The 25,924-nt window shown below is 72.6% G+C and carries 33 protein-coding genes and 1 pseudogene; 18 read left to right on the forward strand and 16 right to left on the reverse strand.

Translation table 11 applies throughout. The features are described from left to right. The first annotated feature begins 54 nt into the window (after window positions 1–54). On the forward strand, window positions 55–1,467 hold the full coding sequence (locus O7618_RS10010; protein WP_278105750.1) for a cytochrome ubiquinol oxidase subunit I: 1,413 nt from the start codon (window positions 55–57) through the stop codon (window positions 1,465–1,467). Window positions 1,468–1,480: 13 nt separating this feature from the next. Further along, entirely contained in the window at window positions 1,481–2,479 is a 999-nt protein-coding gene (cydB, locus tag O7618_RS10015) for a cytochrome d ubiquinol oxidase subunit II (RefSeq protein WP_278105751.1), read from the forward strand. 75 nt (window positions 2,480–2,554) lie between these two features. Here cydB and O7618_RS10020 read toward each other — a convergent pair whose 3' ends face one another. From O7618_RS10020 to O7618_RS10030, 3 genes are all read right to left on the reverse strand, one after another. After that, entirely contained in the window at window positions 2,555–3,241 is a 687-nt protein-coding gene (locus tag O7618_RS10020; RefSeq protein WP_278105752.1) for a hypothetical protein, read from the reverse strand. A 70-nt stretch (window positions 3,242–3,311) separates the two neighbouring features. Further along, window positions 3,312–3,776, reverse strand: coding sequence for a peroxiredoxin (locus O7618_RS10025; RefSeq protein WP_278105753.1), 465 nt, complete (start codon window positions 3,774–3,776; stop codon window positions 3,312–3,314). A 75-nt stretch (window positions 3,777–3,851) separates the two neighbouring features. Further along, window positions 3,852–4,685: a patatin-like phospholipase family protein gene (locus O7618_RS10030; protein WP_278105754.1), complete on the reverse strand. Its 834-nt coding sequence runs from the start codon at window positions 4,683–4,685 to the stop codon at window positions 3,852–3,854. Between the two features lie 75 nt (window positions 4,686–4,760). On the opposite strand from O7618_RS10030, the gene O7618_RS10035 reads away from it, so the two are divergent. Further along, window positions 4,761–5,489: an SDR family oxidoreductase gene (locus O7618_RS10035; protein WP_278105755.1), complete on the forward strand. Its 729-nt coding sequence runs from the start codon at window positions 4,761–4,763 to the stop codon at window positions 5,487–5,489. A 50-nt stretch (window positions 5,490–5,539) separates the two neighbouring features. Here O7618_RS10035 and O7618_RS10040 read toward each other — a convergent pair whose 3' ends face one another. Beyond that, window positions 5,540–5,665 carry a hypothetical protein gene (locus O7618_RS10040; RefSeq protein WP_278105756.1) on the reverse strand — a complete coding sequence of 42 codons (126 nt, stop codon included), beginning with the start codon at window positions 5,663–5,665 and terminating at the stop codon, window positions 5,540–5,542. After that, on the reverse strand, window positions 5,662–6,273 hold the full coding sequence (locus O7618_RS10045) for an MFS transporter (RefSeq protein ID WP_278105757.1): 612 nt from the start codon (window positions 6,271–6,273) through the stop codon (window positions 5,662–5,664). The genes O7618_RS10040 and O7618_RS10045 overlap by 4 nt, the downstream gene beginning before the upstream one ends. Before the next feature lie 128 nt (window positions 6,274–6,401). Between O7618_RS10045 and pdxY the strand changes: the two genes are divergently transcribed. The 4 genes from pdxY (at window position 6,402) to O7618_RS10065 (ending at window position 10,672) form a co-directional block, all read left to right on the forward strand. Beyond that, window positions 6,402–7,253, forward strand: coding sequence for a pyridoxal kinase PdxY (pdxY, locus tag O7618_RS10050; RefSeq protein ID WP_278105758.1), 852 nt, complete (start codon window positions 6,402–6,404; stop codon window positions 7,251–7,253). Window positions 7,254–7,362: 109 nt separating this feature from the next. After that, window positions 7,363–7,815, forward strand: coding sequence for a helix-turn-helix transcriptional regulator (locus tag O7618_RS10055; RefSeq protein ID WP_278105759.1), 453 nt, complete (start codon window positions 7,363–7,365; stop codon window positions 7,813–7,815). Between the two features lie 5 nt (window positions 7,816–7,820). Beyond that, complete coding sequence (locus tag O7618_RS10060; RefSeq protein WP_278105760.1) at window positions 7,821–8,234, forward strand: VOC family protein; 414 nt, start codon at window positions 7,821–7,823, stop codon at window positions 8,232–8,234. Between the two features lie 77 nt (window positions 8,235–8,311). Further along, on the forward strand, window positions 8,312–10,672 hold the full coding sequence (locus O7618_RS10065; RefSeq protein ID WP_278105762.1) for an excinuclease ABC subunit UvrA: 2,361 nt from the start codon (window positions 8,312–8,314) through the stop codon (window positions 10,670–10,672). A gap of 69 nt (window positions 10,673–10,741) precedes the next feature. Here O7618_RS10065 and O7618_RS10070 read toward each other — a convergent pair whose 3' ends face one another. Next, window positions 10,742–11,605 carry an aminoglycoside phosphotransferase family protein gene (locus tag O7618_RS10070; protein ID WP_278105763.1) on the reverse strand — a complete coding sequence of 288 codons (864 nt, stop codon included), beginning with the start codon at window positions 11,603–11,605 and terminating at the stop codon, window positions 10,742–10,744. A 93-nt stretch (window positions 11,606–11,698) separates the two neighbouring features. On the opposite strand from O7618_RS10070, the gene O7618_RS10075 reads away from it, so the two are divergent. The 3 genes from O7618_RS10075 to O7618_RS10085 all read left to right on the forward strand — a co-directional run bounded on the left by O7618_RS10075 (window position 11,699) and on the right by O7618_RS10085 (window position 13,598). After that, window positions 11,699–12,694 (forward strand): tyrosine-type recombinase/integrase, encoded by a 996-nt coding sequence (locus tag O7618_RS10075; RefSeq protein ID WP_278105764.1) that lies wholly within the window; start codon window positions 11,699–11,701, stop codon window positions 12,692–12,694. 68 nt (window positions 12,695–12,762) lie between these two features. Continuing rightward, the gene (locus O7618_RS10080; RefSeq protein WP_278105765.1) at window positions 12,763–13,071 is read left to right on the forward strand and encodes a hypothetical protein; all 309 of its coding nucleotides are present in this window, start codon (window positions 12,763–12,765) and stop codon (window positions 13,069–13,071) included. Between the two features lie 68 nt (window positions 13,072–13,139). After that, complete coding sequence (locus O7618_RS10085) at window positions 13,140–13,598, forward strand: HNH endonuclease (RefSeq protein WP_278105766.1); 459 nt, start codon at window positions 13,140–13,142, stop codon at window positions 13,596–13,598. Between the two features lie 14 nt (window positions 13,599–13,612). Here the strand turns inward: O7618_RS10085 and O7618_RS10090 are convergent, their stop codons facing one another. Beyond that, on the reverse strand, window positions 13,613–14,011 hold the full coding sequence (locus O7618_RS10090; protein ID WP_278105767.1) for an NUDIX domain-containing protein: 399 nt from the start codon (window positions 14,009–14,011) through the stop codon (window positions 13,613–13,615). A 203-nt stretch (window positions 14,012–14,214) separates the two neighbouring features. Further along, window positions 14,215–15,192, reverse strand: a complete 978-nt coding sequence (locus tag O7618_RS10095; RefSeq protein WP_278105768.1) for an aldo/keto reductase — start codon at window positions 15,190–15,192, stop codon at window positions 14,215–14,217. Between the two features lie 92 nt (window positions 15,193–15,284). Here O7618_RS10095 and O7618_RS10100 point away from each other — a divergent pair, with 92 nt between their 5' ends. Both O7618_RS10100 and O7618_RS10105 read left to right on the forward strand, forming a co-directional pair. Beyond that, window positions 15,285–15,887, forward strand: coding sequence for a TetR/AcrR family transcriptional regulator (locus O7618_RS10100; protein ID WP_278105769.1), 603 nt, complete (start codon window positions 15,285–15,287; stop codon window positions 15,885–15,887). A 226-nt stretch (window positions 15,888–16,113) separates the two neighbouring features. Further along, window positions 16,114–16,653 (forward strand): DUF1062 domain-containing protein, encoded by a 540-nt coding sequence (locus O7618_RS10105; protein WP_278105770.1) that lies wholly within the window; start codon window positions 16,114–16,116, stop codon window positions 16,651–16,653. A 157-nt stretch (window positions 16,654–16,810) separates the two neighbouring features. Here the strand turns inward: O7618_RS10105 and O7618_RS10110 are convergent, their stop codons facing one another. Beyond that, window positions 16,811–17,536: a dienelactone hydrolase family protein gene (locus tag O7618_RS10110; RefSeq protein WP_278105771.1), complete on the reverse strand. Its 726-nt coding sequence runs from the start codon at window positions 17,534–17,536 to the stop codon at window positions 16,811–16,813. A 119-nt stretch (window positions 17,537–17,655) separates the two neighbouring features. Here O7618_RS10110 and O7618_RS10115 point away from each other — a divergent pair. From O7618_RS10115 to O7618_RS10125, 3 genes and pseudogenes are all read left to right on the forward strand, one after another. Beyond that, a pseudogene (locus O7618_RS10115) lies at window positions 17,656–18,084 on the forward strand (nuclear transport factor 2 family protein); the annotation flags it as partial. Then, window positions 18,085–18,864 carry a class I SAM-dependent methyltransferase gene (locus O7618_RS10120; protein ID WP_278105772.1) on the forward strand — a complete coding sequence of 260 codons (780 nt, stop codon included), beginning with the start codon at window positions 18,085–18,087 and terminating at the stop codon, window positions 18,862–18,864. It abuts the pseudogene before it with no gap. Further along, window positions 18,861–19,412, forward strand: coding sequence for a hypothetical protein (locus O7618_RS10125; protein WP_278105773.1), 552 nt, complete (start codon window positions 18,861–18,863; stop codon window positions 19,410–19,412). The genes O7618_RS10120 and O7618_RS10125 overlap by 4 nt, the downstream gene beginning before the upstream one ends. 43 nt (window positions 19,413–19,455) lie before the next feature. Here the strand turns inward: O7618_RS10125 and O7618_RS10130 are convergent, their stop codons facing one another. The 3 genes from O7618_RS10130 to O7618_RS10140 all read right to left on the reverse strand — a co-directional run bounded on the left by O7618_RS10130 (window position 19,456) and on the right by O7618_RS10140 (window position 20,848). Then, the gene (locus tag O7618_RS10130) at window positions 19,456–20,073 is read right to left on the reverse strand and encodes a hypothetical protein (RefSeq protein ID WP_278105774.1); all 618 of its coding nucleotides are present in this window, start codon (window positions 20,071–20,073) and stop codon (window positions 19,456–19,458) included. A gap of 49 nt (window positions 20,074–20,122) precedes the next feature. Then, on the reverse strand, window positions 20,123–20,563 hold the full coding sequence (locus O7618_RS10135; RefSeq protein ID WP_278105775.1) for a VOC family protein: 441 nt from the start codon (window positions 20,561–20,563) through the stop codon (window positions 20,123–20,125). A 69-nt stretch (window positions 20,564–20,632) separates the two neighbouring features. Further along, window positions 20,633–20,848: a hypothetical protein gene (locus tag O7618_RS10140; protein ID WP_278105776.1), complete on the reverse strand. Its 216-nt coding sequence runs from the start codon at window positions 20,846–20,848 to the stop codon at window positions 20,633–20,635. On the opposite strand from O7618_RS10140, the gene O7618_RS10145 reads away from it, so the two are divergent. After that, window positions 20,841–21,128: a hypothetical protein gene (locus O7618_RS10145; RefSeq protein WP_278105777.1), complete on the forward strand. Its 288-nt coding sequence runs from the start codon at window positions 20,841–20,843 to the stop codon at window positions 21,126–21,128. The genes O7618_RS10140 and O7618_RS10145 overlap by 8 nt on opposite strands. 48 nt (window positions 21,129–21,176) lie before the next feature. On the opposite strand, the gene O7618_RS10150 is transcribed toward O7618_RS10145, so the two are convergent. Continuing rightward, a complete protein-coding gene (locus tag O7618_RS10150; protein WP_278105778.1) occupies window positions 21,177–21,533 on the reverse strand; it encodes a hypothetical protein in 357 nt (118 codons plus the stop codon). Between the two features lie 36 nt (window positions 21,534–21,569). Continuing rightward, on the reverse strand, window positions 21,570–22,049 hold the full coding sequence (locus O7618_RS10155) for a DUF1992 domain-containing protein (RefSeq protein ID WP_278105779.1): 480 nt from the start codon (window positions 22,047–22,049) through the stop codon (window positions 21,570–21,572). 98 nt (window positions 22,050–22,147) lie between these two features. Here O7618_RS10155 and O7618_RS10160 point away from each other — a divergent pair, with 98 nt between their 5' ends. Continuing rightward, complete coding sequence (locus O7618_RS10160; RefSeq protein WP_278105780.1) at window positions 22,148–22,552, forward strand: DUF1232 domain-containing protein; 405 nt, start codon at window positions 22,148–22,150, stop codon at window positions 22,550–22,552. Between the two features lie 3 nt (window positions 22,553–22,555). On the opposite strand, the gene O7618_RS10165 is transcribed toward O7618_RS10160, so the two are convergent. Then, window positions 22,556–23,104 (reverse strand): GNAT family N-acetyltransferase, encoded by a 549-nt coding sequence (locus O7618_RS10165; protein ID WP_278105781.1) that lies wholly within the window; start codon window positions 23,102–23,104, stop codon window positions 22,556–22,558. 100 nt (window positions 23,105–23,204) lie between these two features. Between O7618_RS10165 and O7618_RS10170 the strand changes: the two genes are divergently transcribed. Beyond that, entirely contained in the window at window positions 23,205–23,855 is a 651-nt protein-coding gene (locus O7618_RS10170) for a LysE family translocator (protein WP_278105782.1), read from the forward strand. Window positions 23,856–23,868: 13 nt separating this feature from the next. On the opposite strand, the gene O7618_RS10175 is transcribed toward O7618_RS10170, so the two are convergent. Next, window positions 23,869–25,860: a beta-galactosidase gene (locus O7618_RS10175; protein WP_278105783.1), complete on the reverse strand. Its 1,992-nt coding sequence runs from the start codon at window positions 25,858–25,860 to the stop codon at window positions 23,869–23,871. Window positions 25,861–25,924: the final 64 nt, after the last annotated feature.

A 25,924-nucleotide genomic window follows, 5' to 3' on the forward strand; every position in this document is an offset into this window, starting at 1 on the left:
ACGACGACGAGTAGTATTTACTACGTCTCGTAGTATGAAGGCTGGGGGTTACAGGTGGACGCGTTGGACGTCGCCCGCTGGCAGTTCGGTGTCACCACCGTCTACCACTTCTTGTTCGTGCCGCTGACCATCGGCCTGTCCGTGCTGGTCGCCATCCTGCAGACGATGTGGCACCGCACCGGCAACGAGCGCTACCTCAAACTCACCAGGTTCTACGGCAAGCTCTTCCTCATCAACTTCGCGATGGGGGTGGTCACCGGCATCGTGCAGGAGTTCCAGTTCGGCATGAACTGGAGCGACTACTCCCGCTTCGTCGGCGACATCTTCGGCGCGCCGCTGGCCATCGAGGCGCTCGTCGCGTTCTTCCTGGAGTCCACGTTCATCGGGCTGTGGATCTTCGGCTGGGACCGGCTGCCCAAGCGGCTGCACCTCGCCGCGATCTGGGCCGCCGCGATCGGCACCAACCTGTCGGCCTACTTCATCCTCGCCGCGAACTCGTTCATGCAGAACCCGGTCGGCTTCCGGATCAACCCGGACAGCGGCCGCGCCGAGCTGACCGACTTCGTCGCCGTGCTCACCAACAAGGTCGCCCTGGTCACCTTCCCGCACACCCTCGCCGGGTCGTTCCTGGTCGCCGGATCCCTGGTGGTCACCGTCGGGCTGTGGCACGTGATGCGCAACCGCGGCAGCGCCGACACCGGCGCCTACCGCTTCGCCACGAAATTCGGCTCCTGGGTGGTGCTGGTCTCCTCGGCGCTGGTGATCCTCACCGGCGACATCCAAGGCAAGATCATGACCGAGGTGCAGCCGATGAAGATGGCCGCCGCCGAGGGCCTCTACACCACCGAGAGTCCCGCCTCGTTCTCCGTGCTCACCGTCGGCAGCCTCGACGGCAGCCGCGAGGTCTTCGCCCTCAAGATCCCGTACCTGCTGTCGTTCCTCGGCACCGGCGACCCGAACGGCACCGTGCAGGGCATCAACGACCTACAGGCCCAGTACGCCAGCCAGTACGGCCCCGGCAACTACGCCCCGATCATCCCGGTCACCTACTGGAGCTTCCGCTTCATGATCGGCTTCGGGCTGGCCGCCGCCGCGATCGCCCTGCTGGTGCTCTGGAGCCAGCGCAAGGGCCGCACCCCCACCAGCCGCTGGCTGCTGCGCGCCGGCCTGGTCATGCCGGTGCTGCCGCTGCTCGCCAACTCCTTCGGCTGGATCTTCACCGAGATGGGCCGCCAGCCGTGGATCGTCTTCGGCGAGATGCTCACCCGCAACGGCGTGTCCCGCAGCGTCTCGCTGACCGAGGTGCTCACCTCGTTCACCGCCTTCACCCTCATCTACGCCACCCTCGCGGTGATCGAGTTCAAGTTGCTCGTCCGCTACGCCCGCGCCGGCGTACCCGACGTCAGCGACCAACCCGCCGACGACGACACCGACGACGCCGAGCGCCCGCTCGCGTTCGCCTACTGACCCGGAGCGCACCGTGGAACTGACCACCGTCTGGTTTCTCCTCGTGGCCGTGCTCTTCACCGGCTACTTCATCCTCGAAGGCTTCGACTTCGGCGTCGGGATGCTGCTGCCCGTGCTCGGCCGCGACGACCGCCAACGCCGCGTCCTGATCAACACCATCGGCCCGGTCTGGGACGGCAACGAGGTCTGGCTGATCACCGCCGGCGGCGCCATGTTCGCCGCCTTCCCCGAGTGGTACGCCACCCTCTTCTCCGGCTTCTACCTGCCGCTGCTGCTCATCCTGCTCGCCCTGATCGCCCGCGGCGTGGCCTTCGAATACCGGCACAAGCGCACCGAGGCGTCCTGGAAACGCCGCTGGGACCAGGCGATCTTCTGGGGTTCGGCGGTGCCGGCGGTGCTGTGGGGCGTGGCGTTCGCCAACATCTTCCGCGGCGTGCCGCTGGACGCCGACCACGAGTACGTCGGCGGCCTGCTCGACCTGCTGCACCCGTACGCGCTGCTCGGCGGCCTGACCACGCTCGGGCTGTTCCTCACCCACGGCGCGGTGTTCCTCGCGCTCAAGACCACCGGCGACATCCGCGACCGGGCCGGCGCCCTCGCCGTCAAGCTCGGCGCCGGCACCGCCGTGGCCGCGGTGGCGTTCCTCGGCTGGTCGCTGACCATCCGCTCCAGCGCCGCCGCCGTCGTGCTCGCCGCCGGCGCCGCCCTCGCCCTGCTCGGCGGCCTCGCCGCGGCCCGGGTACGCCGCGAGGGCTGGGCGTTCACCGGCACCGCCGTGGCCATCGCGCTGGCCGTGGCCACCCTCTTCGCCGCGCTGTTCCCGAACGTGCTGCCGTCCACCGGTGACCCGGCCGGCACGCTCACCGCCGTCAACGCCGCGTCCACCCCGTACACCCTGAAGATCATGACCTGGGTGGCGATGGTGTTCACCCCGATCGTGCTCGCCTACCAAGGTTGGACCTACTGGGTGTTCCGCCGCCGAATCGGGGTACAGAACATTCCGCAACACTGATGGACCTGTGGGCGCAGGGGTACGCGGGGCCGGTGCGAGGGGGTCGCACCGGCCCCGCGGGGTGTCCGGAGCAGCTCAACGCGCCTCGCGCAGCTCCGCCAGCCGCGCCTCGATCTCGGCCAGCTCGGCGCGCAACTTCTCCGCCTGCTGCTCCGCCTCGGCCCGCTCGGCGGCCAGGATCTGCTCCACCGCCTCCTGCACCCCCGGCACGTCCACCAGCGCCACCATCCGCAGCGCCTCCGCCGGCTTCACCACGTACGGCCGGGCCAGCGCCTTCGTGCCCTGCTGCGCGGCGACCGTCCACTCACCCTCGGCGTAGGCCAGCGTCACCGTCAGCCCGGCCGGGCTCTTCGGCTTCGCCGCCTTCACCGCCCGCTTCGCCGGCTTCGGCTCCGCCGCCTGCTGCTCCTCCCGGCGCGGGGCCGGCACCCGCGGCGTGTCCAGCACGAACTCCGGCTCCGCGACCGCCGGCACGCTCGCCGGCGCCGGCGCCGGCTCCGGCTTCGCCTCGGCGGCGGGCCGGCGCCCGGCGCCCTTCGGGCCGATCGCCACGTCGGCGGGGGAGAAGGGCAACTCGTCGCGGCCGAAACGCACCACCACGAACTCCTCCGACGCCGCCGGGTCGGTCAACTCCACCACCTGCCCGAGCTGCCCGGCCATCTGCCCGGCCGCCTCGGTGAACACCACCCGCGGCTTCCGGCCCGCCGCCAACGACTCACGGATCTGCTGGACCTCGTCAGTGGACAAACCCTGGACCGCCATCACGCCACGCCCTCTTCCGTACACCTGTTTGATGCAGCCTTGATACCAGTCGGGGGCGACAGCGCGACGATCAGCCCCCGAGCGCGCGCAACGCCGCGTCGGCGTGCTCGTTCATGCTCAGCTCGCTGTGCACCACGGCCAGCACCCGCCGGTCCGCGCCGATCACGAACGTCATCCGCCGGGTGCTCAACGCGCCCAGCGGCAGCCGCCGCCGCACCCCGAACGCGCCGGCCACCTCGCCGTCGACGTCCGACAGCAACGGATAGTCGAAGTCGTGCCGGCGGGCGAACTCCGCCTGCCGGTCCACCGGATCCCGGCTGATCCCCACCCGCGTCGCGCCCAGCGCCGTGAACTCCGCCGCCAGGTCCCGGAAGTGGCAGCTCTCCGCCGTGCACCCGCGGGTCATCGCCGCCGGATAGAAGAACAGCACCACCGGACCGGCGGCCAGGAACTCCGACAGCCGCCGCGGCGTGCCCGTCTGGTCCGGCAGCGTGAAATCCCCGACCAGGTCACCGACGCTCAACCCTTTACTCATGGCACGAGGATAGGTAGACATCGCCGAGGCTGCGGTGCGGCGCTCGGCGACCCGCGCGCCGCCGCCGGCCACCCGTCACGCCCAGACGGCCGCCACCTCATCGGCCACCGCCGCGGCCTGCGCGAACCCGGCCCGCGCCGACGCCGCCCGCCGCGCCGGGTCCAGCACGTTGCGGCCGATCGCCGTGCGGGCCGCGCGGTCCGGTGACACCACAGCCACCCGCGCCCCCACCTCCCGCAGCGCCGCGACCTGCGCCGGCAGCCGCGGTGTCGGGCCCACCGCCGCGACCGTCGGCGCCAGCACCACCACCCGCGGGTACCCGGCGGCCAGGTCGGCGTTCACCGGTGAGCGGACCCCGCCGTCGACGTAGCGGCGCTCACCGATCGTCACCGGCGGCCAGACACCGGGCACCGCGCAACTGGCGCCGACCGCGTCCACCAGCGGCACCCCGGCGTCGGCGTCGAACACCACGAACTCGCCGGAGGCGGCGTCCACGGCGGTCACCAACAGCCGCGCCGCGGGCCACTGCGGCGACGGCAACCGCGCCGCGATCACCGCGCGCCGTGACTGCTCCGACGGGGTACGCGCCGACAACGCCATCGCACCGACACGCGCCCGGGCCCGCGCCGCGTCCCGACCCCGCGCGCCGGCCCACGCCCACCGCGCCAGCACCCCCAGGCCGAGCCGCGCCGGCACCTCGTCGCGCGGCGGCCGCAGCTGCGCCTCGTACAACTCGGCCAGCGGCGTGCCCGAACGCACCTGCGCCCCGACCACCGACCCGGCCGACGTGCCCACCACCAGGTCCGCCTCGTCCAGCGGCAGCCCGCGTGCGGCCAGCCCGGCCAGCAGGCCCAGCTCCCAGGCCACCCCGGTGACCCCGCCGCCGCCCAGCACCAATGCCCGCCCCATGTGACAGTCCTCTCCATCCCCGGTGGTCCCGCCCACGGTAACGTCGCCCCCACCACCGGGGCAGGAGAGAACACATTGACCTGGGTCACCATCGTCACCGGCGGCGGGCGCGGCATCGGCGCGGCCACCGCCCGCCGGCTCGCCGCCGACGGACACGACCTCGTCATCGGCTACCGCACCGACCACGCCGCCGCCGAAGCCGTCGCCGCCGACGTGCGCGCCGCCGGCCGCCGCGCCGTCACCGTCGCCGCCGACACAGGCGACCCCGAGCAGGTCCACCGGCTCTTCACCGCCGCCGAACCGCTCGGCCCGCTCACCGGCCTGGTCAACAACGCCGGCGTCACCAGCCCCATCGGCCCCTTCACCGACCTGCGCGCCGAGGACCTGCGCGAGGTCGTCGACGTAAACCTCGTCGGCTACGTCCTCTGCGCCCAACAGGCCGCCCGCCGGATCAGCGCCGGCGGCGCCATCGTCAACGTCTCCTCAGCCGCCGCGACCCTCGGCAGCCCCGGCGAATACATCCACTACGCCGCCGTCAAGGCCGCCACCGACACCCTCACCGTCGGCCTGGCCAAGGAACTCGCGCCGCACGGCATCCGGGTCAACGCGGTCGCCCCCGGCATCATCCGCACCGACATCCACGCCCGCTCCGGCGTGCCGGACCGCCCCGACACCGCCGCCGGCCGCATCCCGCTGGGCCGCGCCGGCGAACCCGACGAGGTCGCCGGCGCCATCGCGCACCTGCTCGGCCCCGACGCCACCTACACCACCGGCGCGGTCCTGCGCGTCGCCGGCGGCCTGTAGAGAACGGCGGCGGCCCGGGGGAGCCCCCCGGACCGCCACCACCACCGTCGTCAGTTCGTGAACAGCTTCGCCGCCGTGATCAACGTCTGCACCACGCCGTACCCCAGCAGCACGGCCACCACCAGCCACGACACCACCAGGCGGACCTGCTGCCCGCCACCGCCACGCTCGTTCACGATCCGCTCCGCTCCGCCGTCACCGGCTGCCCGTCCGCCACCTCGTCCCGGCCCGACGCCGGCTCGTGGAACCGCTGCGGCACCGGCCGGATCAGCAGGTTCGCCACCAGCCCCACCGCCAGCACCCCGACCATCGTGAACAACGCCGGCCGGTACGCCGACGCGGTCAACGACCCCGGCTCGCCCTGCGCGTCGAGGAACGCGTTGACGATCAGCGGCCCGGCCACCCCCGCCGCCGACCACGCCGTCAACAGCCGACCGTGGATCGCGCCCACCTCGAACATGCCGAACAGGTCCCGCAGGTACGCCGGCGCGGTCGCGAACCCGCCGCCGTAGAACGACAGGATCACGCACGCCAGCAGCACGAACAGCGCGGTCGCGCTCTGCCCCACCAACGCCAGCAGCAGGTACAGCACCAACCCGACACCCAGGTACACCACGTAGATCTGCTTACGACCGATCACGTCCGACGTCGAGGACCACACGAACCGGCCGGCCATGTTGAACAGCGACAGCAACCCGACGAAACCACCGGCCGCCGCCACCGACACCGCCGACGTGCCGTTGTTCCGGAAGAAGTCCTGGATCATCGGGCTGGCCTGCTCCACCGCACGCTGCGCCCAAACCCACCCCGCGCCCGACGGTCGAAACCCTGAGCCGAACGGTCACCCCCAACCCCGCACGTCACCCGACAACCACCCCCCGTGACCAGCACCGCAGATGCGACGATGAGCCCGTGAAGATCCTGTCCATCCAGTCCTCGGTCGCCTACGGCCACGTCGGCAACTCCGCCGCCGTGTTCCCCCTGCAACGCCTCCGGCACGAGGTGTGGCCGGTGCTGACCGTGCACTTCTCCAACCACACCGGCTACGGCGCCTGGCGCGGCCCCCTGCTCGCCCCCACCGACGTCGCCGACGTCATCGCCGGCATCGCCGACCGCGGCGTCCTCGGCACCGCCGACGCCGTGCTCTCCGGCTACCAGGGCGACCCCGCCGTCGGCGCCGTCATCCTCGACACCGTCGCCCAGGTCAAGGCCGCCAACCCCACCGCGCTCTACTGCTGCGACCCGGTCATGGGCGACGTCGGGCGCGGCATGTTCGTCCGCCCCGGCATCCCCGAATACCTGCGCGACACCGTCGTCCCGCGCGCCGACATCGTCACGCCCAACCAGTTCGAGCTGGAGTTCCTCGCCGGCCGCCGCACCGACACCCTCGACGACCTGCTCGCCGCCGTCGACGCCGTGCGCGCCACCGGCCCCGAACACGTCCTGGTCACCAGCGTCCTGCACGGCGACCTGCCCGCCGGCCCCCTCGAGGTCGTCGCCGTCTCCTCCCACGGCGCCTGGGCCGTCACCACCCCGCTGCTGCCGATCAGCCCCAACGGCGGCGGCGACGTCACCGCCGCCCTCTACCTCGCCCACCTCGCCACCACCGGCTCACCCGAGACCGCCCTGGAACACACCACCAACTCCATCTACGCCGTCCTCGAGGCCACCCTCGCCGCCGGCACCCGCGAACTGCAGATCGTCGCCGCCCAGGACGCCATCGCCGACCCACCCACCCGCTTCACCGCCCGCCGCCTGCGCTGACGCCGCCGGGGCGGGTGCGGGGTCCGCCCCGCCCCGAACCCGCCGCCCCCTGCCGAAACGCCGCCCCGGAAGGTGGCCGACCACCCCACCCACCAGCAAAGATGCACCCGTGCACCCCGACGACCCCGCATTCGCCCAACGACTACGCGACCTCACCCGACTGCGCCGCGTCCGCGACCGCATCGACCGCGAATACGCCCGACCCCTCGACGTCGAAGCCCTCGCCCGCGGCGAACACATGTCCGCCGGCCACCTCAGCCGCCAGTTCCGCCAGACCTACGGCGAATCCCCCTACGCGTACCTCATGACCCGCCGCATCGAACGCGCCATGGCCCTGCTGCGCCGCGGCGACCTCACCGTCACCGACGTCTGCTTCGCCGTCGGCTGCCAGTCCCTGGGCACCTTCAGCACCCGCTTCACCGAACTCGTCGGCGAACCACCCAGCGCCTACCGCGCCCGCCACGCACCCCCCACCCCCGAACCACCCACCTGCCTCACCAAACACGCCACCCGACCGATCAGGAATCGAGAAGCCCGACCCGCGCCACCCCCACTAGCGTGACCACCATGACGATCACCATCCACTACACGTTCCTGCCCCACACCGACGCCGACGCCGCCCTCGCCTTCTACCGCGACACCCTCGGCTTCGACCTCCGCAACGACGTCGGCCACGGCGACACCATGCGTTGGCTCACCGTCGGCCCACCCGAGCAGCCCGAGACCGGCATCGTCCTGCACCCCCCGGCCGTCGACCCCGGCATCACCGACGACGAACGCCGCACCATCCACGAACTCATCGCCAAGGGCAGCTACGGCGCGCTCACCCTCGCCACCGACGACCTCGACGCCCTGTTCGACCGCCTCCAGGCCAGCGGCGCCGACGTCGTCCAGGAACCCACCGACCAGCCCTACGGTGTCCGCGACTGCGCCTTCCGCGACCCCACCGGCAACCTCATCCGCATCAACCAGCGGCCCTGAGACCCGCCCACGATGACCGACACCCCCGCGCCCACGGCCGCTGGCTGGACTGAACCCCACGACCGGACGGAGACCCCATGACCACGGCCCACGCCGACAGCCACGACGTCATCCGCGTCCACGGCGCCCGCGAGAACAACCTGCGCGACGTCGACGTCGAACTGCCCAAACGCCGCCTCACCGTGTTCACCGGCGTCTCCGGCTCCGGCAAGAGCTCACTGGTCTTCGGCACCATCGCCGCCGAGTCGCAACGCCTCATCAACGAGACCTACAGCGCTTTCGTCCAGGGCTTCATGCCCACCCTGTCCCGACCCGAGGTCGACATCCTCGAAGGCCTCACCACAGCCATCATCGTCGACCAGGAACGCATGGGCGCAGACCCCCGCTCCACCGTCGGCACCGCCACCGACGCCAATGCCATGCTGCGCATCCTCTTCAGCCGCCTCGGCCGACCCCACATCGGTCCACCCAACGCCTACTCGTTCAACGTCCCCTCCGTACGCGCCGCCGGCGCCATCACCGTCGACCGCGGCCCCGGCAAGACCCAGACCAGGAAAGGCACCTTCAACCGCCTCGGCGGCATGTGCCCCCGCTGCGAGGGCCGCGGCAACGTCAACGACATCGACCTCACCGTCCTCTACGACGCCGACCGCAGCCTCAACGAGAGCGCCATCACCATTCCCGGCTACAGCATGGACGGCTGGTACGGCCGCATCTTCCGCGCCAGCGGCATGTTCGACCCCGACAAACCCATCCGCGACTACACCGAACGGGAACTGCACGACCTCCTGCACAAGGAACCCACCAAGATCAAGGTCGAGGGCATCAACGTCACCTACACCGGCCTCATCCCCGCCCTCCAGAAATCCATGCTGGCCAAGGACGTCGACGCCATGCAACCGCACATCCGCGCCTTCGTCGAACGCGCCGTCACCTTCACCACCTGCCCCGACTGCGACGGCACCCGGCTGGCCCCCGAAGCCCGCTCCTCCAAGATCAACGGCATCTCCCTCGCCGACGCCTGCGCCATGCAGATCAGCGACCTCGCCACCTGGCTCCGAGACCTCGACGAACCCTCCGTCGCCCCCCTGCTCACCGCGCTGGGGGACACCCTCGACTCCTTCGTCGAGATCGGCCTCGGCTACCTCAGTCTCGACCGACCCGCCGGCACCCTCTCCGGCGGCGAGGCCCAACGCACCAAGATGGTCCGCCACCTCGGCTCATCGCTCACCGACGTCACCTACGTCTTCGACGAACCCACCATCGGCCTGCATCCGCACGACATCACCCGGATGAACAACCTCCTGCTGCGCCTGCGCGACAAGGGCAACACCGTCCTGGTCGTCGAACACAAACCGGAGACCATCGCCATCGCCGACCACGTCGTCGACCTCGGCCCCGGCGCCGGCGCCAACGGCGGCGCCATCTGCTACCAGGGCACCGTCGCCGGCCTACGCGCCAGCGACACCACCACCGGCCGTCACCTCGACGACCGCGCCACCCTCAAGGACACCCCGCGCACACCCACCGGCACCCTGCCCGTGCGCGGCGCCCGAACCCACAACCTGCGCGACGTCGACGTCGACATCCCCCTCGGCGTCCTGGTCGTCGTCACCGGCGTCGCCGGCTCCGGCAAGAGCTCCCTCATCCACGGCTCCCTGGCCAAGCGCGACGACGTCGTCAGCGTCGACCAGAGTCCCATCCGCGGCTCCCGCCGCAGCAACCCGGCCACCTACACCGGCCTGCTCGACCCCGTCCGCAAGGCCTTCGCCAAGGCGAACGGCGTCAAACCCGCCCTGTTCAGCGCCAACTCCGAGGGCGCCTGCCCCACCTGCAACGGGGCCGGCGTCATCTACACCGACCTGGGCATCATGGCCGGCGTCGCCAGCACCTGCGAGGACTGCGAGGGCAAACGGTTCCAGGCCGCCGTGCTCGACTACCACCTCGGTGGCCGTGACATCAGCGAGGTCCTCGCCATGCCGGTCAACCAGGCCGAGAAGTTCTTCGGCGCGGGCGAGGCCCGCACCCCGGCCGCCCACACCATCCTGGACCGCCTCGCCGACGTCGGACTCGGCTACCTCACGCTCGGTCAGCCACTGACCACGCTGTCCGGAGGGGAGCGGCAACGACTCAAGCTCGCCACCCGGATGGGGGACAAGGGCGGCATCCACGTCCTCGACGAGCCGACCACCGGTCTGCACCTGGCCGACGTCGCCCAACTGCTCGGCCTGCTCGACCGGCTCGTCGACACCGGCAAGTCCGTGATCGTCATCGAACACCACCAGGCCGTCATGGCGCACGCCGACTGGATCATCGACCTCGGCCCGGGCGCCGGACACGACGGCGGCCGGATCGTCTTCGAGGGCACCCCGGCCGACCTGGTGGCCGCCCGGTCCACGCTCACCGGCGAGCACCTCGCCGACTACGTCGGGGCGTGACTTCGTCGCCCCTCACCCCAGTTCGATAATCTACATTATGTCAAGTAAACCGGATCCGGGCTCCCCGCCTCACCGCGCCACCGGATCGTCGAGCACCGCCGCCAGCACCCGCGCCGGCTCCTCGTGCGGTTCCCGCGCCAGCGTCACCAACGCCTTCCACAACGCCCACCCGCGCGCCCGCCGCCACGCGTCCGCCGGCAGGTCGACCGCGTCGCGGAACACCGCGCGCTCGGCGCCGACGCACCACGTCCACGCCGGCACCAGGTCACACGCCGGGTCGCCGACACCGCACTGCCCGAAGTCGATCACCGAGGCGAGCCGCCCGGCCACGACCAGCAGGTTGCCGGCGGCGACGTCGCCGTGGAACCACACCGGCGCCTGCGGCCAGGCCGACGTGAGCGCCTCCGCCCACACGGCCCGGCAGGCGTCGGCGTCCACCCGGTCATCCAGGACCTCCAGGGCCCACTCGACGTCGTCGCCGTAGACGCTCGGGTGGCAGCCCCGGAAGGCCGAGTGCCGGCCCGCTGCCGGCCCGCCCGCCGTCGGGACCCGGCGCAGCGCGGCCAGCAGGCCGCCGAGGTCGCGGGCCACGGCGGCGCGGTCGAGGTTGCCGACGGACGCCAGGGTGTCGCCGGGCAGCCACCGGCGCACCGACCAGGGGTACGGGTAGCCGGCGTCGGGCGCGCCGGTGGCGACCGGTTCGGGTACGGGCAGCGGCAGGTGGCGGGCGAGGATCTGCAGGCACCGGTCCTCCTTGGCGACGGCTGCGGCGTAGCCCTCGGCGCTGGGTAGTCGGACCACCAGGTCGTCGCCCAGGCGGAAGGTCCGGTTGTCCCACCCCTGCCGGGCCACGGCGCTGACCGGCAGGGGTGCCCAGTGCGGGAACCGTCGGGCGACGAGGGTGCGGACGAGCGCGGCGTCGATCTCCACCATGGGCCCAGTCTGCGCGACCCGGCAGGCGTCTTGTCGATCGCGCTCCCCCGGAGCGGCGGCCTGGCGGGAACGCGAATCATGCATAATATCTCTATGCATGACAAACCGGACGAAGTGGTAGGAACGCTGATCGAGGAGTTCCTGACCGCCCGGGCCACCCGCAAGCCCTCTCCCCACACCCTCGCCGCGTACCGGCGGGACCTCAACGCGGTGGTGGCGCTGGTCGCGGCGGACGACGACGCCACTCCCCTCCCTCCGCACCGACTGCCGGTCGACGCCCTCTCCCCCCGGGTGATGCGCGCCGCGTTCGCCCGTTTCGCCGCCCCCCGCGCCGCCGCCTCCGTGCACCGGGCCTGGTCCACCTGGAACAGCTTCTTCATGTTCCTGGTGGCCGAGGGCGTCGTGGCCGGGAATCCGATGCCGGCGGTGGGACGCCCGCGCACGCCTCTCCCCCGACCCAAGCCGCTGCGTGGCGAGGACACGCCGGAGGAGTTGCTGGCGGCGGTGGCGCGGGCCGAGGGCCGCCAGCGTGACCCGTGGCCGGAGCGGGACCTGGCGGTCCTGGCACTGGCGCTGTGCGCGGGCCTGCGGTTGTCGGAGCTGCTGGCGTTGCGGGTGTCGTCGGTGGCCGGTCGGGACGGTGAGCGGCGCGTCGATGTGGCGGGCAAGGGTGGGCGGCCGCGCACGGTGCCGATCGAAACGGGTGTGGACCGGGTGCTGGTCGGCTATCTGGCGAGCCGGCGGGTGCGGTTCGGGGGGCGCAGCGTGCGGCCGGACGGGCCGTTGCTGGTGGACCGGGCGGGTGAGCCGTTGCGCCGGGGCGGGTTGCAGTATCTGGTGGAGTCGTGCTTTCGGCGGGCGGGCATCGGTGACCGGGTGCCTCGGGGCGCGCGGTTGCACGCGTTGCGGCACACGTTCGCGACGCGGCTGGCGGAGGACGGTGCGGGCGCGGCGGAGATCATGCGGTTGCTGGGGCATGCGTCGTTGGCGTCGTCGCAGACGTACATCGAGGTGACGGCGGGTCAGCAGCGGGCGGCGGTGGCGGCGAACCGCACGAACCGGGCGTTGTCGGGGTTGCGGGGTTTCTAGGCGGTCAGGGTGTGCGTCGTGGTGGTGCTTGCGGGTTTCCTTGTCTTGGGCGCCGGGAAGGCTCCGGTATGGCTGAGACATTCGTGAGCGAAGACCTGAGGACGCTGCGGTCGATGGCGCGCGGGGCCGGGATTCCGGATGCCGAGCGTCTGTCGCACGACGACCTGGTGGAGGTGTTGCGCCGGGCGGGTCTGGCCGACGGCACCCAGGACGACTGGCCGGATCAGCCGATCGAGGATCCGGCGCACCTGGCTGGGCTGCCCCGCAGTTCGCTGCGGCAGGGTGACGAGAGCACCGGTGGTCGTGCCGCCGAGGAGGCGATCGGCGCCCGGCCCGGCGAGGACGGCTCCGAGATCGACGACCGCACCGAACGCTGAGCCGGCGCGTGGGCCGCCCTCCGGTACGGGGCGGTCCGCGCGCCGCGTCGTTCTCGTATTCTCCCGGCATGCTGTCGCAGGTGACCGGACTGTCCCGACACTTCAGCGAGGAGTCCCTGCGGGCCTACCTCCTCGGCCGGGCCGAGCGCTCGCCCACCGGCTGTCTCGTGGTGCGCGGCTACGGCAGTCGGCGCGGGGTGCACCAGAAGCTCGCCGGTCGTGCCTGGGCGCACATCGCCGCGTTCGTGGTCTTCGTCGGGGGCTACCGACCGGATCTCGACGTCCATCACACCTGCGGCGTCCCCGACTGCATCGAGCCGACCCACCTGCGGCAGCTCAGCCACGCGGACGCCTGCCGGGAGCGCCGGCAGCAGCCGACGTGCCGCAACGGCCACGATCGGGAGACCGATCCCCTGACCGGCCGGTTTCGCGGGGTGTGCCGGCGCTGCAACGGCGACGCGCAGCGGCGGTGGCGCGAGCGGCGCGCCGTCGAGGTGGCCGCAGCCCGTTCCGGATGCCGGCGTTGACGGTCGATGCGCGGTCAGCGGAGCCCGGCGTCGCGACGCAGGTGCTCGAAGATGATCCGGTCCACAGGTGAGACGCGGTGGCGGTCGGCGTAGGTGAGCCAGACCAGCTCGGCGATCTCGGCCGCCGGTCGTAGGGTTCCCCGGTAGTCGGCGGTGTAGCAGCGCATCCGCACCACGGCTCCGTCCGGATGGCCGTGTGCCTGGGCCTCGAAGGCGCCGGCGAACGCGGCACTGCCGGTGTCCACGTCGACGCTGAGTTCCTCCCGGACCTCACGGACGAGCGTGTCGAGGTCGCTCTCCCCGGCTTCCCGCTTGCCGCCGGGGAGGTAGAAGACGTCTTTGCCGTGGGAGCGGGTGCTGAGGATCGCGCCGTTCTCCGTCCGGAGCCAGGCGATCTTGTCGATGACGTTCACGGCCGAAGGTTAGCGGGCCCGGTACACCAGCCTGATTCCTTACGCACAAGAACTGTCATTATGATGCAAGCCCCACTTGTCCATAATGTCCGTCCAAGTTGGTGGAATATCGTAATCGGTAATCCAGTAATTCGGGTGCACGCCGTCGCCGAGCCGGGTGGTCCCGGGTCAGGATGCGTGGTGTTGGCCGTTCACCGGTGGTGTCACGGTGCTGCGGCTGGCGGCATCAGCCGGGTGACGGTGTGTTCGGGCAGGCTGGCCGCCAAGCCCGCGAGGTTGGTCTCCAACTGCTCGACCGAGCGGGGCCCCAGGACGACCGAGGTGATCTCGGATCGGCCGCCGAGCCACGCGAGCGCGACGGTCGGCGTAGGGGTCCCCAGTTCGGCGGCGACGGCGGCAACGTCCTCGGCGATGTCGAAATGCCGTTCGGCGAGCAGACCGCTCACGAAGGTCCGAGCCATCGGGCTGGGCATGGCTGCCCACTCGGCGAGTCTCGAACCCTCGGCCGGCGCAACGCCTCGGTGGTATCGCCCGGCGAGCAGTCCGCTGCCGAGTGGACTGTAGGCGAGGATGCCGAGGCCGTGCCGTCGGCAGGTGGGGACGATCTCGCCCTCGATGGCGCGTGCGATCAGGGAGTAGTTGGCCTGCAGGCTGATGAAGGGCGTTGCGCCCACGCGCTGCGCCGCCCATTGGGCCCCGACGATCCCCGCTGCCGTGAAATTGGAGCAGCCCAGGTAGCGAACCTTGCCCGAGCGGACGAAATCATCGAGGACGGCAATGGTTTCCTCGGCCGGGGTGTCCGGGTCGGGGACGCGGCACTGGTACAGGTCGACGTAGTCGGTGCCCAGGCGGCGCAGGCTCGCCTCCAGGGCGCGGGTCAAGTGCGCCCGGGACAGGCCGCGGTCGTTGGGACCGCCGCCCTGCGGCACCCCCGCCTTGGTGGCCAGGACGACCTCGGCGCGGTGGTGCGCGATTGCCCGTCCCACGATTTCCTCGCTGGTGCCGCCCCGGTAGGTGTCCGCGGTGTCGATGAAGTTGTGGCCGGCGTCGAGGAATGCGTCGACGACTCGCCGCGCCTCGGCTTCCGGAGTCGGGGCCTGCGGATCGCTGCCGAAGTTCATCGTGCCCAGGCATGCCCCGGAGACGCGGAGGCCCGACCGGCCCAGTGTCGTGTGCCGCATGGCCGCCCTCGTAGAATCGGAACTGTGATTCCGTTTGAATATATGGAACCTGGATTCCGCTTGTCAACGCCGCCGGACGTTGCGGGGCGGGCATGATGCGTGCCGACGCGGCGCGCAACCGCGCACGAGTCCTGGCCGCGGCCGAGGTCGTGCTGGGTGAGCAGGGGCCGGCGGCCCGCATGGACGAGATCGCCCGGCGCGCCGGAGTCGGCGTCGGCACCGTCTACCGCCATTTCGCCACCAAGGAGGCCTTGTACGCGGCCATCATCTCGGCTCGGGTGGAACTGCTTCTGCAGGCGGCCGCCCGGTTGCGGACGGCCGCCACGCCGAAGACCGCCTTCTTCGACTTCTTCACGCAGATCGTGGCGGACGCGGCGGGCAGGAAGTCGCTGACCGACGCGTTACGAGGCGCCGGCGTCGATCCCAAGGCGGAGCAGTCGGAGCAGCGAACGCGCATGCGCGCGGCGTTGACGGAACTCCTGCACGACGCCCAGCGCGTCGGTGCGGTGCGCCCCGACATCGATGTGCCCGAGGTGCTCGCCCTGCTGCGGGGAGCCAGCCTCGCCGCCGAGACCGGCGACTACCCAGGCCCGGTTCTCGACCGCGCTCTCGCAGTCCTGTTCGACGGCGTGCGGCCGCCCACAGCCCGACCCTCCGGCGGAAACCGGTTGAGCCGTGCGGCCGAACTCCCGTAGGTTCCGCTCGACCTATCGCGTCGAGGACAGAGGACACACCGCATGACCCCGCCTGCTCTCCAGATCTGACACGTTCCACCGCTCACCGGTAGCCGACGCCCCGCGTCGGTTCCGCCGGGCTGCCCCGCGCACCCGGTCATGCGGCGTTCGAGGTCGCGCGTAATCGGCCTCGTGTCAGGTCTAGAGAGATCAGGTCTTGAAACTCATGTCCTCACAACCTCATATCGTGCTGCCCTGGGTCGTTCACCGAACCCGGCTGCCGCTGCTGTCGTGGCGGTGCGTGGACTGCCCCTCGGAGTCCGCCACCACCGGCGCCGGACGGTTCCGGGTCAACGCCAACGGCAAACTGCTCGACGTGTGGCTGCTGGTCCGCTGCATGCGCTGCGACCGGACGAGCAAACTCACCATGTACGAGCGCACGCCGGTCGGCTCGTTCGATCCGGTCGAACTGCACGGCTACCACGTCAACGACAGTCGGCTGGTGGCGTCCACACTGCTGGATCCGGCGCTGGCCCGGCGCAACCGCTTCACCCTCCACTGGACGGACGCCTGGCGGTTGGACGCCGCGCCGACGCCGCTCGACGAGGCGTGGCCGGTCCGGGTGGAGGTGGCCTTCCGCGATCCGGTACCGGTACGCCCGGACCGGCTCGTCGCGCGCGGGCTCGGCCTCAGCAGGCCCGAGGTCCAGCGGCGGGTCAAGTGCGACGTGCCGATGCGGCGGTCCAGGATCGCCGGCTTCACCTTCACGCTGATGTCGGTGCGGTAGCGGGCATCCGGTCGCGGCGGGCACCCGGCCCGCCGCGACCGGTCAACCCTGACCGTCGTTTGCGGCGCACGGTAGCCGTTCGACTCGGGATTCGGCTGGTCCCGCTTCTCCGGTCGGCCTGCATGAAACGAGAACACGAGCAACCAGCAGGGCCGTGTCACTGCGTCACGGGCAGGCACTCGTCGAGCAGAGCGACGACGTCGCGCCAGGCCCGCCGCGCGTGCTGTGGGTGGTAGCCGACGCCGGGGACCACCGGGTGGTCGACGGGCGGGTGGTGGAAGGCGTGCAGGGCGCCGCCGTAGACGACGAGGCGCCAGTCGACGCCCGCGGCCTGCATCTCGTCGACGAACGCGTCCCGTTGCGCGGGTGGCATGATCGGGTCCTCCGATCCGACCCCGACCCACACCGGGCAGCGGATGCGCGCCGCCTCGCCCGGTCGGCCCGTGGTCAGTGCGTTGACTGTCCCGATCACCCGCAGGTCGACGCCGTCGCGCCCGAGTTCCAGCCCGATCGCGCCCCCGGTGCCGTAGCCGACGGCGGCGATCCGCTCGGAATCGGTCCGCGCTTCGGCGCGCAACACGGCGAGCGCGGCGTGGCCGATCTCCCGCATCCGCTCGGGGTCGGCGAGCAGCGGCAGGCACCGGGCCAGCATCTCCTCGGGATCACCCAGATGGCGCCCGCCGTGCAGGTCGAAGGCGATCGCCACGTATCCCCGCTCGGCGAGCGCATCGGCCCGGCCGCGCTCGACGTCGCTGAGTCCCGTGCCCTCGGGCCCGAGCAACACCGCTGGTCGCCGGTCGACACCGGCCGGGAGCGCGAGATGCCCGATCATCGTCAGGCCGTCGGCCGAGTACTCGACCGCACGTGTGGTGACCGCCGTCATCGCACTGAGCGTAGTGACCGTCGAGCCCGGTCAGAACGGGTTTCGCCGCTGGCAGAACAGCGCACAGGCGCACCGGACAACCGGGACCTCCACTACGGTGGCAGCAACAACGCCGATCCACTCAGGAGGCAGCGGTGCCGGTGTCGTCGCGTGAGGTCGTCGAGCGGGTGCTGCGCGCCGGCCGGGAGCAGGACGTCGAGGCGTTCGTGGCCCTGATGGCCCCCGAGGGGTACATCGAGTGGCCGTTCCGGCCGGCGGGTGTGCCCGGCCGGGTGCAGGGGCATGCGGAGCTGCGGCGGCACCTGACCGAGGCGGCCAACGCCCTGGTCACGATCGACGAGCACCGCGACCTGGTGCTGCACGAGAGCACCGACCCCGAGGTGGTCGTCGTGGAATACGAAGCCCGTGGCACCGTGGTCGCGACCGGTGCGCCGTTCGAGCAGACCGTGATCGCGGTGTTCCGGGTCCGCGACGGCCTGGTCGTGTCCTACCGCGACTACATCAATCCGCTGCGCCTGCTCGCCGCGCTCGACGAGGGGAACGTCTGAATGGACCAGGACGAGCACGACCGGCACTCCTCGTCGTTCGGTGCGGCGGCCACCGCGTACGCCGAGCACCGCCCGGACTACGCGCGCGACGCGGTTCGGTGGGCGCTGGAGGCGGCGCCCGGTCGGCGGGTGCTCGACCTCGGCGCCGGCACCGGCAAGCTGACGGCCACGGTCGGCGCGGTCGGCGCCGACGTCACCGCCGTCGAGCCGGACCCGGCCATGCTGGGCGAGTTGCGCCGCGCCCTGCCCGACACGCGGGCGCTGCCGGGCAGCGCCGAGGCGATTCCGCTGCCGGACGCCGCCGTCGACGCCGTGCTGGCCGGCAACGCCATGCACTGGTTCGACATGGCGGTGGCGGGCCCGGAGATCGCCCGGGTCCTCGCCCCCGGCGGCGTGCTGGCCGGGCTGTGGAACGTGCTGGACGACCGGGTCGACTGGGTCGCCGGGCTGGCCGAGGTCAGCGGGAGCGCGGCCGTCGGCCCCCGGGACACGCCCGCCGGTTGGCGGGTCGGGACGGCGCGAATGCACCTGCCGGGAAACGGCGCGCCGGCCCGGTTCGGCGCCCCGGAGCGGGCCGAGTTCCCGCACGGGCAGCGCCGCAGCGCCGACTCCCTGGTGGCGACGCTGGCCACCAGGGCGGGGATGCTGGTCATGCCGGAGCCGCAGCGGGCGGCCGCGCTCGACCGGATCCGCGCGTTCCTGGCGAGCCGCCCGGAGACCGCGCACGGCGAGTTCACCCTGCCCATGCTGACCTGCGTGCTGCGCGTGCGACGGCGGTGAACGGCGCGGACGTCCGTTCGGCCGCCACGGCGATGGCCGGCGCGCTGTTGCCGGCCACCGGCCGGGACTGGACGGTACGCGCGGGTGACCTGGACTGGTCCTGCTGGACCACCGCCGCGCACGTCGCGCACGACCTGGTCGGATACGCCGGCCAGGTGGCCGGCCGTCGCACCGACGGCTACCTTCCGTTCGACCTGCGGGTCCGTCCGGACGCGCCGCCCGCCGAGGTGCTGGCGGTGGCGGTGGCCGCCGCCGGGATGCTCGCCGCCGACCCGGCCGACCGGGGCTGGCACTGGGGTCCGTGCGACCCGGGCGGGTTCGCCGCGATGGGCGTGGCGGAGATCCTGCTGCACACCCACGACGTGACCCGCGGCCTCGACCTGGCCTGGTCGCCGCCGGGCGGGCTGTGCGCGGCGGTGGTGCGGCGGCTGTTCCCCGACGCGCCCGCCGGTGACCCGGTGCCGGTGCTGCTCTGGCTGACCGGCCGCGCCCCGCTGGGCGGCCGACCGCGCCGGAGGGGCTGGACCTGGCGCGCGGCGCGCGGCTGAGCGCGACCCGCCAGCCCGTGCTCCTGGCCTGTGGCTACGGTGCTCACACGTCGGCGGTCGGCCTTCGCCCAGGCATTGCTGTCCGCCGCATGCCGACGGCGAGGATCCGCGCGTAGCCCACCACGCCGGCCAGCAACAGCACGAGCCCACTGACGACGTCGGCGACCCGGTTCGGCCAGGGCAGGAACGCGGGGGTGGTGAACCGACCGACGACGAACGGTTCGAGCACCGCGCCGAGCGGGACGACGAGGCGGGCGGCCACCCCCCACGGATCCGCCCGGTGGGCGATCGCGCCCACCGGGCCGAGCGGTCCGCCCACGACCACGGCCCCCGCCAGCCAGAAGAGGTTGCCCGCCCAGACGCCCCGATCGAACATCCCGAACGCCGTCCACACGCCGTAGTGGACGACACAGGCGGTGAGCAGGGCGACGACTCCGGCGGCGACGGCCGGCGCGGGGCGGCGGACGAGCCACCCGGAGACCACTGCCAGCCCGGCCCAGACCGTTCCGGCGTTGACCAGCTGGCTCAGGGTCAACCGGCTGGCCAACAAGGTGTCCGCCCGGCCTTCGAGTTGGCCAGCGTTCGTCACGTTCGAGGCCGGCGACACCAACGCCAGCACACTCGCGGCGACGACGACCAGGCACCACCCCCGTCGAGTCATGGCCAGAGGGTACGCAGGCGCAGCCCGCCGCTGCCGGTGGGCGTACGTCTCAGGTCAGCTGCTCGGCCAGGGCGAGGATGATGCCGCTCGGCCCGCGCAGGTAGCAGAGCAGGAAGCTGTCCTCGAAGCGGGTCACCTCACCGACGAGTTCGCCACCGAGGGGCCGGAGCCGGGCGAGCGTGGCCTCGATGTCGTCGACGGCGAACATGACGCGGTGCAGGCCCAGCGTGTTGGCCGGGGTGACCGCCGGCTCGGGGGTGATCGACGTCGGGGCGTGGTAGGTCGCGAGTTCGAGCCGGCCCGGCGCGTCCGGGATCCGCATCATCGCGATCTCGCTGCGCATGTCGGACAGCCCGACGACCCGGCCCGCCCAGTCACCCTCGATCGGCATCCGGCCTTCCAGCTCCATGCCGAGCGCGGTGAAGAAGGCGACCGCGGCGTCGAGGTCGTCGACGACGATGCCGACGTTGTCCATCCGGTGAATCGTCACGCCCTGAGGATAGGACCGAGGTACGACATCACCGGCACGCCGAGCCGCGCGGGTGCGCCAAGACCGTCGTCACGTTCGCGGCCAGTCCGCGAAGGCCTTGCGCAGCCGGTCGATCTCCGAGGGCGCGAGGCGGTAGAGCGTGAAGACGGCGTCGGGAAGACGGTCGAGCCGTCGGAGGGCGTCGTGGGCCTCGTCTTCGGTGAGATCGGGGTCGGCGCGCTGGCCGAGCGCGATCAGGTCGGATCGGTCGTAGCGGTCGAGGACTGCCGCGACGTCGATGTTCACGAGGCTGAGCCCGAGTGATCATGGCAGCCACCTTGGTGCCGATGAGATCGCCGAGGTGCAGGACAGGTCCGATGTCGAGCACGACGGGAGTGTTGGTCCGGGCGAAGCGGACGAGCTGCACCCGGACGGCCTCGGCGTCGTGGCGAACCTCGAACTCGACCATGTCCTGGTCGAACCCGTGGAAAACCTCATCCAACTCGGTGGGATCTGCGACGCTCTCGACCTGGTAGCCAGCGTCGCAGAGCGGCGAGGGCGAAGCCGTGGTCGGCGGCCGCGGTGAGTGCGATCCGGGCGACATCGTGCTGAAACGGGTCGGGGATCAGCGGCATCAGGCCGCGATGTCCCGGACGCGGAGCATCGGGTGGCGCTGCTCCCAGGCGCGGCGGACGCCGCGAGGCAGATACAGCGTCGACCAGAGTCGGATCAACGTCGGCCCGTGCAGCCACGTACGCAGCTCATCGGTGCGGACGGCTTCGGTCAGCACCGTCTCGTACATCCAGGGCAGCAGCCCCGGGCGGTCGAGGTCGACATGCCGGTCGGACTGCCAGAACAGCCGGTGGGGCAGCTCGACGACGCCGGCGGTGGGACCGCGCAGCTCGCGGAGGTCGTCCGCCACGACCACACGGCGCCTCGGACGGGCCATGTGTGGTGTGCTCGCACCTCGGACGGAACCGGTCGGGTCCATGGAATCAAGAATAACCCGGTCGACCTGCCGTCGGGCTCAGCGACGCCACCAGCGCCACCGGCGACGAGCTCGCGCGGGCCGCACGGCCGGCACCGGCACCGGCACCGGCACCGGCGGGATCGTCGCGGCCCGGCGGCGGTCGGCGCGCCACCGCAGCACCGCCTCGTCGACGTCGACCGGCCGGACCACCACGCGGGGTCCGGTCGGGGTGCGCAGCCAGGCCACCACCTCGGCGTTGAGCACCGCCACGTACGACCGGACGGCGTCCTCGGTGGGCAGGTCACGCAGTTCGGCCGGGAGTTGCTCGATGCGGCGGCGCAACCGCAGCGGGGTGGGCAGCATCAGGTCGGACGGGATCTGCTCCCGTTCCATGAGGCCGCGGATCCACCAGCCCTCGTCGTAGGGCTCGTCGCGGCCCGGGATCGGTCTGCCGGCGCCCGGCAGGTTGTCGAACTCGCCGCGTTCCTGGGCGGAGCGGATCTGCGCCTCGACCGCGGCCTCCCAGCCGTACGTCATCGCCGTCACCTCCGGTGTCCACCGTATCCGCCGGTTGTCGTCTATGGTCAGCGCCGGACGGTGCCGGGGTGTTCCCCGGCGCCCACGGAGGGGGCGGCGTGCGGGACTGGCTGGTCGGCCTCGGGGTGGGGGTGCTCTGCCTGGTGGGAAGTTGGGCGCTGCTGGTGTTGCTGGCCCGGCGGCTGCCGCCGGGGATCATGCGCGATCTGGCCGCTTTCCTGCCTGACTGTCTGACCGTGGTGCGGCGGTTGCGCCGGGATCCGCGGGTGCCGCGCCGGGCGCGGGTCGCGATCGTGGTCGCGGGCGTCTGGCTGGCCAGCCCGATCGACCTGATCCCGGAGTTCCTGCCGGTGATCGGCCCGCTCGACGACATCGTGGTGGTCGCGCTGGCGTTGCGCTACGCCGGGCGGCAGGTGCCCCGGCAGGTGCTGCTGGACGCGTGGCCGGGCGAACCGCGGCTGCTGCTGCGCCTGCTCGGCGACGCCGGGGGGCGTGCCGGGTGAGGGTCAGGGCCGCAGGCGTTCGTGCCGGTGGCCGTCGCGGGGGAACGGCGGTCGGGCCGGCATCACCTCGGCGAACGCGTACCCGCTCTTCTCCGCGACCCGGCAGGAGGCCGGGTTGTCGATCTGGTGGAACAGTTCCATCCGGGCCAGGCCGGCGGCGGCGAAGCGGGCGAACGCCCAGCCGGTGACCGCGTCGACGGCCCGGGGTGCGACGCCGCGCCCGCGCGCCGGCGCGGCGGTCCAGTAGCCGACCTCGGCGGACGGTCGCCCCGGGCGGACGTCCTTGAGCACCACGCAGGCCACCAACCGCTCCCCCGTCGTGGTCTCCTCCAGCACGGCGAAGCTGAACCGGCGGTCCGCCGCCCAGCCCTGCCGGCTGCGGCGCAGGAACGCCCGCGCCTCGCCGCGGTCGGTCACCGGGTAGCGGGTCGAGGCGCGCAGCACCGGGTCGCGGTAGGCCGCCAGGAGCGCGTCGGCGTCACCGTCGCGGAACGGGCGCAGCAGCAGGCCGGGTGCGGACCCGGTGGCGGCGGCGGACAGCACGACGGACACCCCGCCAGTGTCGCGCGTCACGTGCTCCGGGCGCGACCCCGCACCCGTCAGCGCGCCCGGCGGCGTAGGGTCCGGGCAGGGTCGACGGCGGGGAGGCGGCATGGTGACGCTCGGCGCGGTGGTGGGGATCGCCCTGGTGGCGCTCGGTCTGGTGCTCACGCCCGGGCCGAACATGGTCTATCTGGTGTCGCGTTCGGTCACCCAGGGCCGTCGCGCCGGTCTGGTGTCGCTGCTCGGGGTGGCGGTCGGTTTCCTGGTCTACCTGGGTGCCGCGGTGGCCGGCATCGCCACCGTCTTCGTGCTGGTGCCGCCGCTCTACACGGCGGTGAAGCTGGCGGGCGCGGCCTACCTGCTCTGGTTGGCCTGGCGCACGCTGCGTCCGGGCGGCCGGTCGGCGTTCACTCCGGCGCCGCTGCCACCGGACCGCCCCCGGCGGCTGTTCACCATGGGCCTGGTGACGAACCTGCTCAACCCGAAGATCGCCATCCTCTACGTGTCGTTGCTGCCGCAGTTCGTCGACCCGGCGCGCGGGCACGTGGCGGTGCAGAGCCTGCTGCTGGGGTTGACCCAGATCGGCATCGCGCTCACCGTGAACGCGCTGATCGTGCTCAGCGCCGGCGCGGTCTCGGCGTTCCTGACCCGCCGGCCGGGCTGGGCCCGCGTGCAGCGCTACGTGATGGGTACGGTGCTGGCCGGGCTCGCGGTGCGCATCGCCGCGGACCGCTCCCGCGCCGCCGTCGCCACGCCCTGACCCGGTACGCGCGTCAGCGCGGTGTCTCGCGCAGCACCGCCACGCCGCCGGGCGGCACGGTGACCTCGTCGTCGACCGGCTTGCCGGTGAGCAGCTCGTGCCCGGCGGCCGGCACCCGCTGCGGCCGGTCGGTGTGGTTGAGCAGGAACAGCAAGCTCCGTTCGCCGCCGCGGCGGCGGACCGCCTCCACGCCGGGCGGCGCCGCCGGGCAGGTGGCGGCGACGCCGGCGAGTCGGGCCGCGTCGGTGAGCAGTCGGCGGTAGGTGTCGTCGTCGGGGCGGGTGGAGACGTACCAGGCGCGGGCGTCGCCGATCCGGTGCCGGGTGACCGCGGGTCGGCCGTCGAGCACCCCGCCGATGTACGCGGTGACCTGTTCGGCCCCGGCCAGGTGCACCGTCTCCGACCAGATCCGGCCGAATCCGCCGCTGGTCAAAGGCGTCCGTTCGTCGTCGGCGAGCGGGTGGAACTCCTCCACCCGCACCCCGAGCAGGTCCCGGTAGGCGCCCGGGTGACCGCCGAGGCGGATGCGGGCGTGCTCGTCGGCGACCCCGCTGAGCCAGGTGACCAACAGGTGCCCGCCGGCGTGGACGTGCCGGCGCACCCAGTCGGCGGTGGCGTCGGAGACCAGGTAGAGCGCGGGCAGCACGAGCAGCCGGTACCGGTCTAGCGGGTCGCCGGGCGTCACCAGGTCGGTGGTGATGCCGGCGTGCCACAGGGCCCGGTGCGCGGCGGCCACCTCGCCGGGGTGGTCGAGGCCGGCGCGGGGCATCCCGGGGTGGCGCAGCGCCCAGCCGCTGGCCGCGTCGTGGGCGACGGCCACCCGGGCGTCGATCTCGCCCGCCTCGGTCCCGTCGAGGCGGGCGAGGGCCGCGCCGAGGGCGGTGGCCTCGCGGAACACCCGGGTGTCCGCGCCGGCGTGCGACACCACCGCGGAGTGGAAGCGTTCCGCGCCGCCGGCCGGGGCGCGCCACTGGAAGAACATCACCCCGGCGGAGCCGCGGGCGACGTGTGCGAGGCTGTGTCGGGTCATCCGGCCCGGTTCCTTGGTGTGCATCCGCCCGGTGGTGTGGATCTGGTCGGGGGCGCTCTCCATCAGCAGCCAGGGCGCGGGCCGGCCGGCGCCGTGGCGGGCCCAGCCGCGGGCGCGGTCGGCGGCGAGCGCGGTCTGTTCCTCGGCGCCGCCGTCGACGCGGTCCGGGTAGTGGTCGACGGCGACCAGGTCGACCTCGCGCGCCCACCGGGCGTGGTCGACGGGCACCCAGTCGCCGAGCACGTAGTTGGTGGTGACCGGCACCGCCGGGTTGGCCGCGCGCAGCACGTCGCGCTGCTCGGTGTACGCCGACAGCAGTTCGTCGGACCAGAAGCGGCGAAAGTCGAGCAGGTGGCCGGGGTTGCCCAGGTACTGGGTGGCGCGGGGCGCGCCGACGTGTGCCCAGTCGCTGTAGTGCTGGCCCCAGAAGCTGGTCGCCCAGGCGTCGTTGAGCGCGGGGAGGTCGCCGTGCCGGTCGGTCAGCCAGCGGCGGAACGCCGTGTCGGCGTGCGCGCAGTGGCAGATGGTGCCGTACTCGTTGTGCACGTGCCACAGCGCCAGCGCCGGGTGGTGGGCGTAGCGGGCGGCGAGCGTCGCGGCGATGCGGCGGGCGGCGGCGCGGTAGGCGGGGGCGGCGGCGCAGTAGGTGTCCCGGCTGCCGTGGTGCAGCCGGGTGCCGTCGGCGGTGACCGGCATCGCGTCCGGGTGGGCGTGGGTGAACCAGGGCGGCGGCGACGCGGTCGGGGTGGCGAGCGCGGCGCGGATGCCGCCGGCGTGCAGCAGGCCCAGCACCTCGTCGAGCCAGCCGAAGGTGTAGCGGCCGGGTGCGGGTTCCAGCCGGGACCAGGCGAACACGCCGACGGTGACCAGGTTGACGCCGGCCGCGCGCATCAGGGCGACGTCCTCGCGCCAGACCTCGGGGGGCCACTGCTCAGGGTTCCAGTCTCCGCCGTACCACAGCGCTTTAGTTGGCATCCCGGCCAAAGTAGGAACAGGTGAGAGGGAAAGTCAATGGGCCCGATCATTGACAGTTAGTTGT

Origin of the sequence: Micromonospora sp. WMMD980 (genome assembly GCF_029626035.1) — a bacterium.
Lineage (GTDB): Bacteria > Actinomycetota > Actinomycetes > Mycobacteriales > Micromonosporaceae > Micromonospora.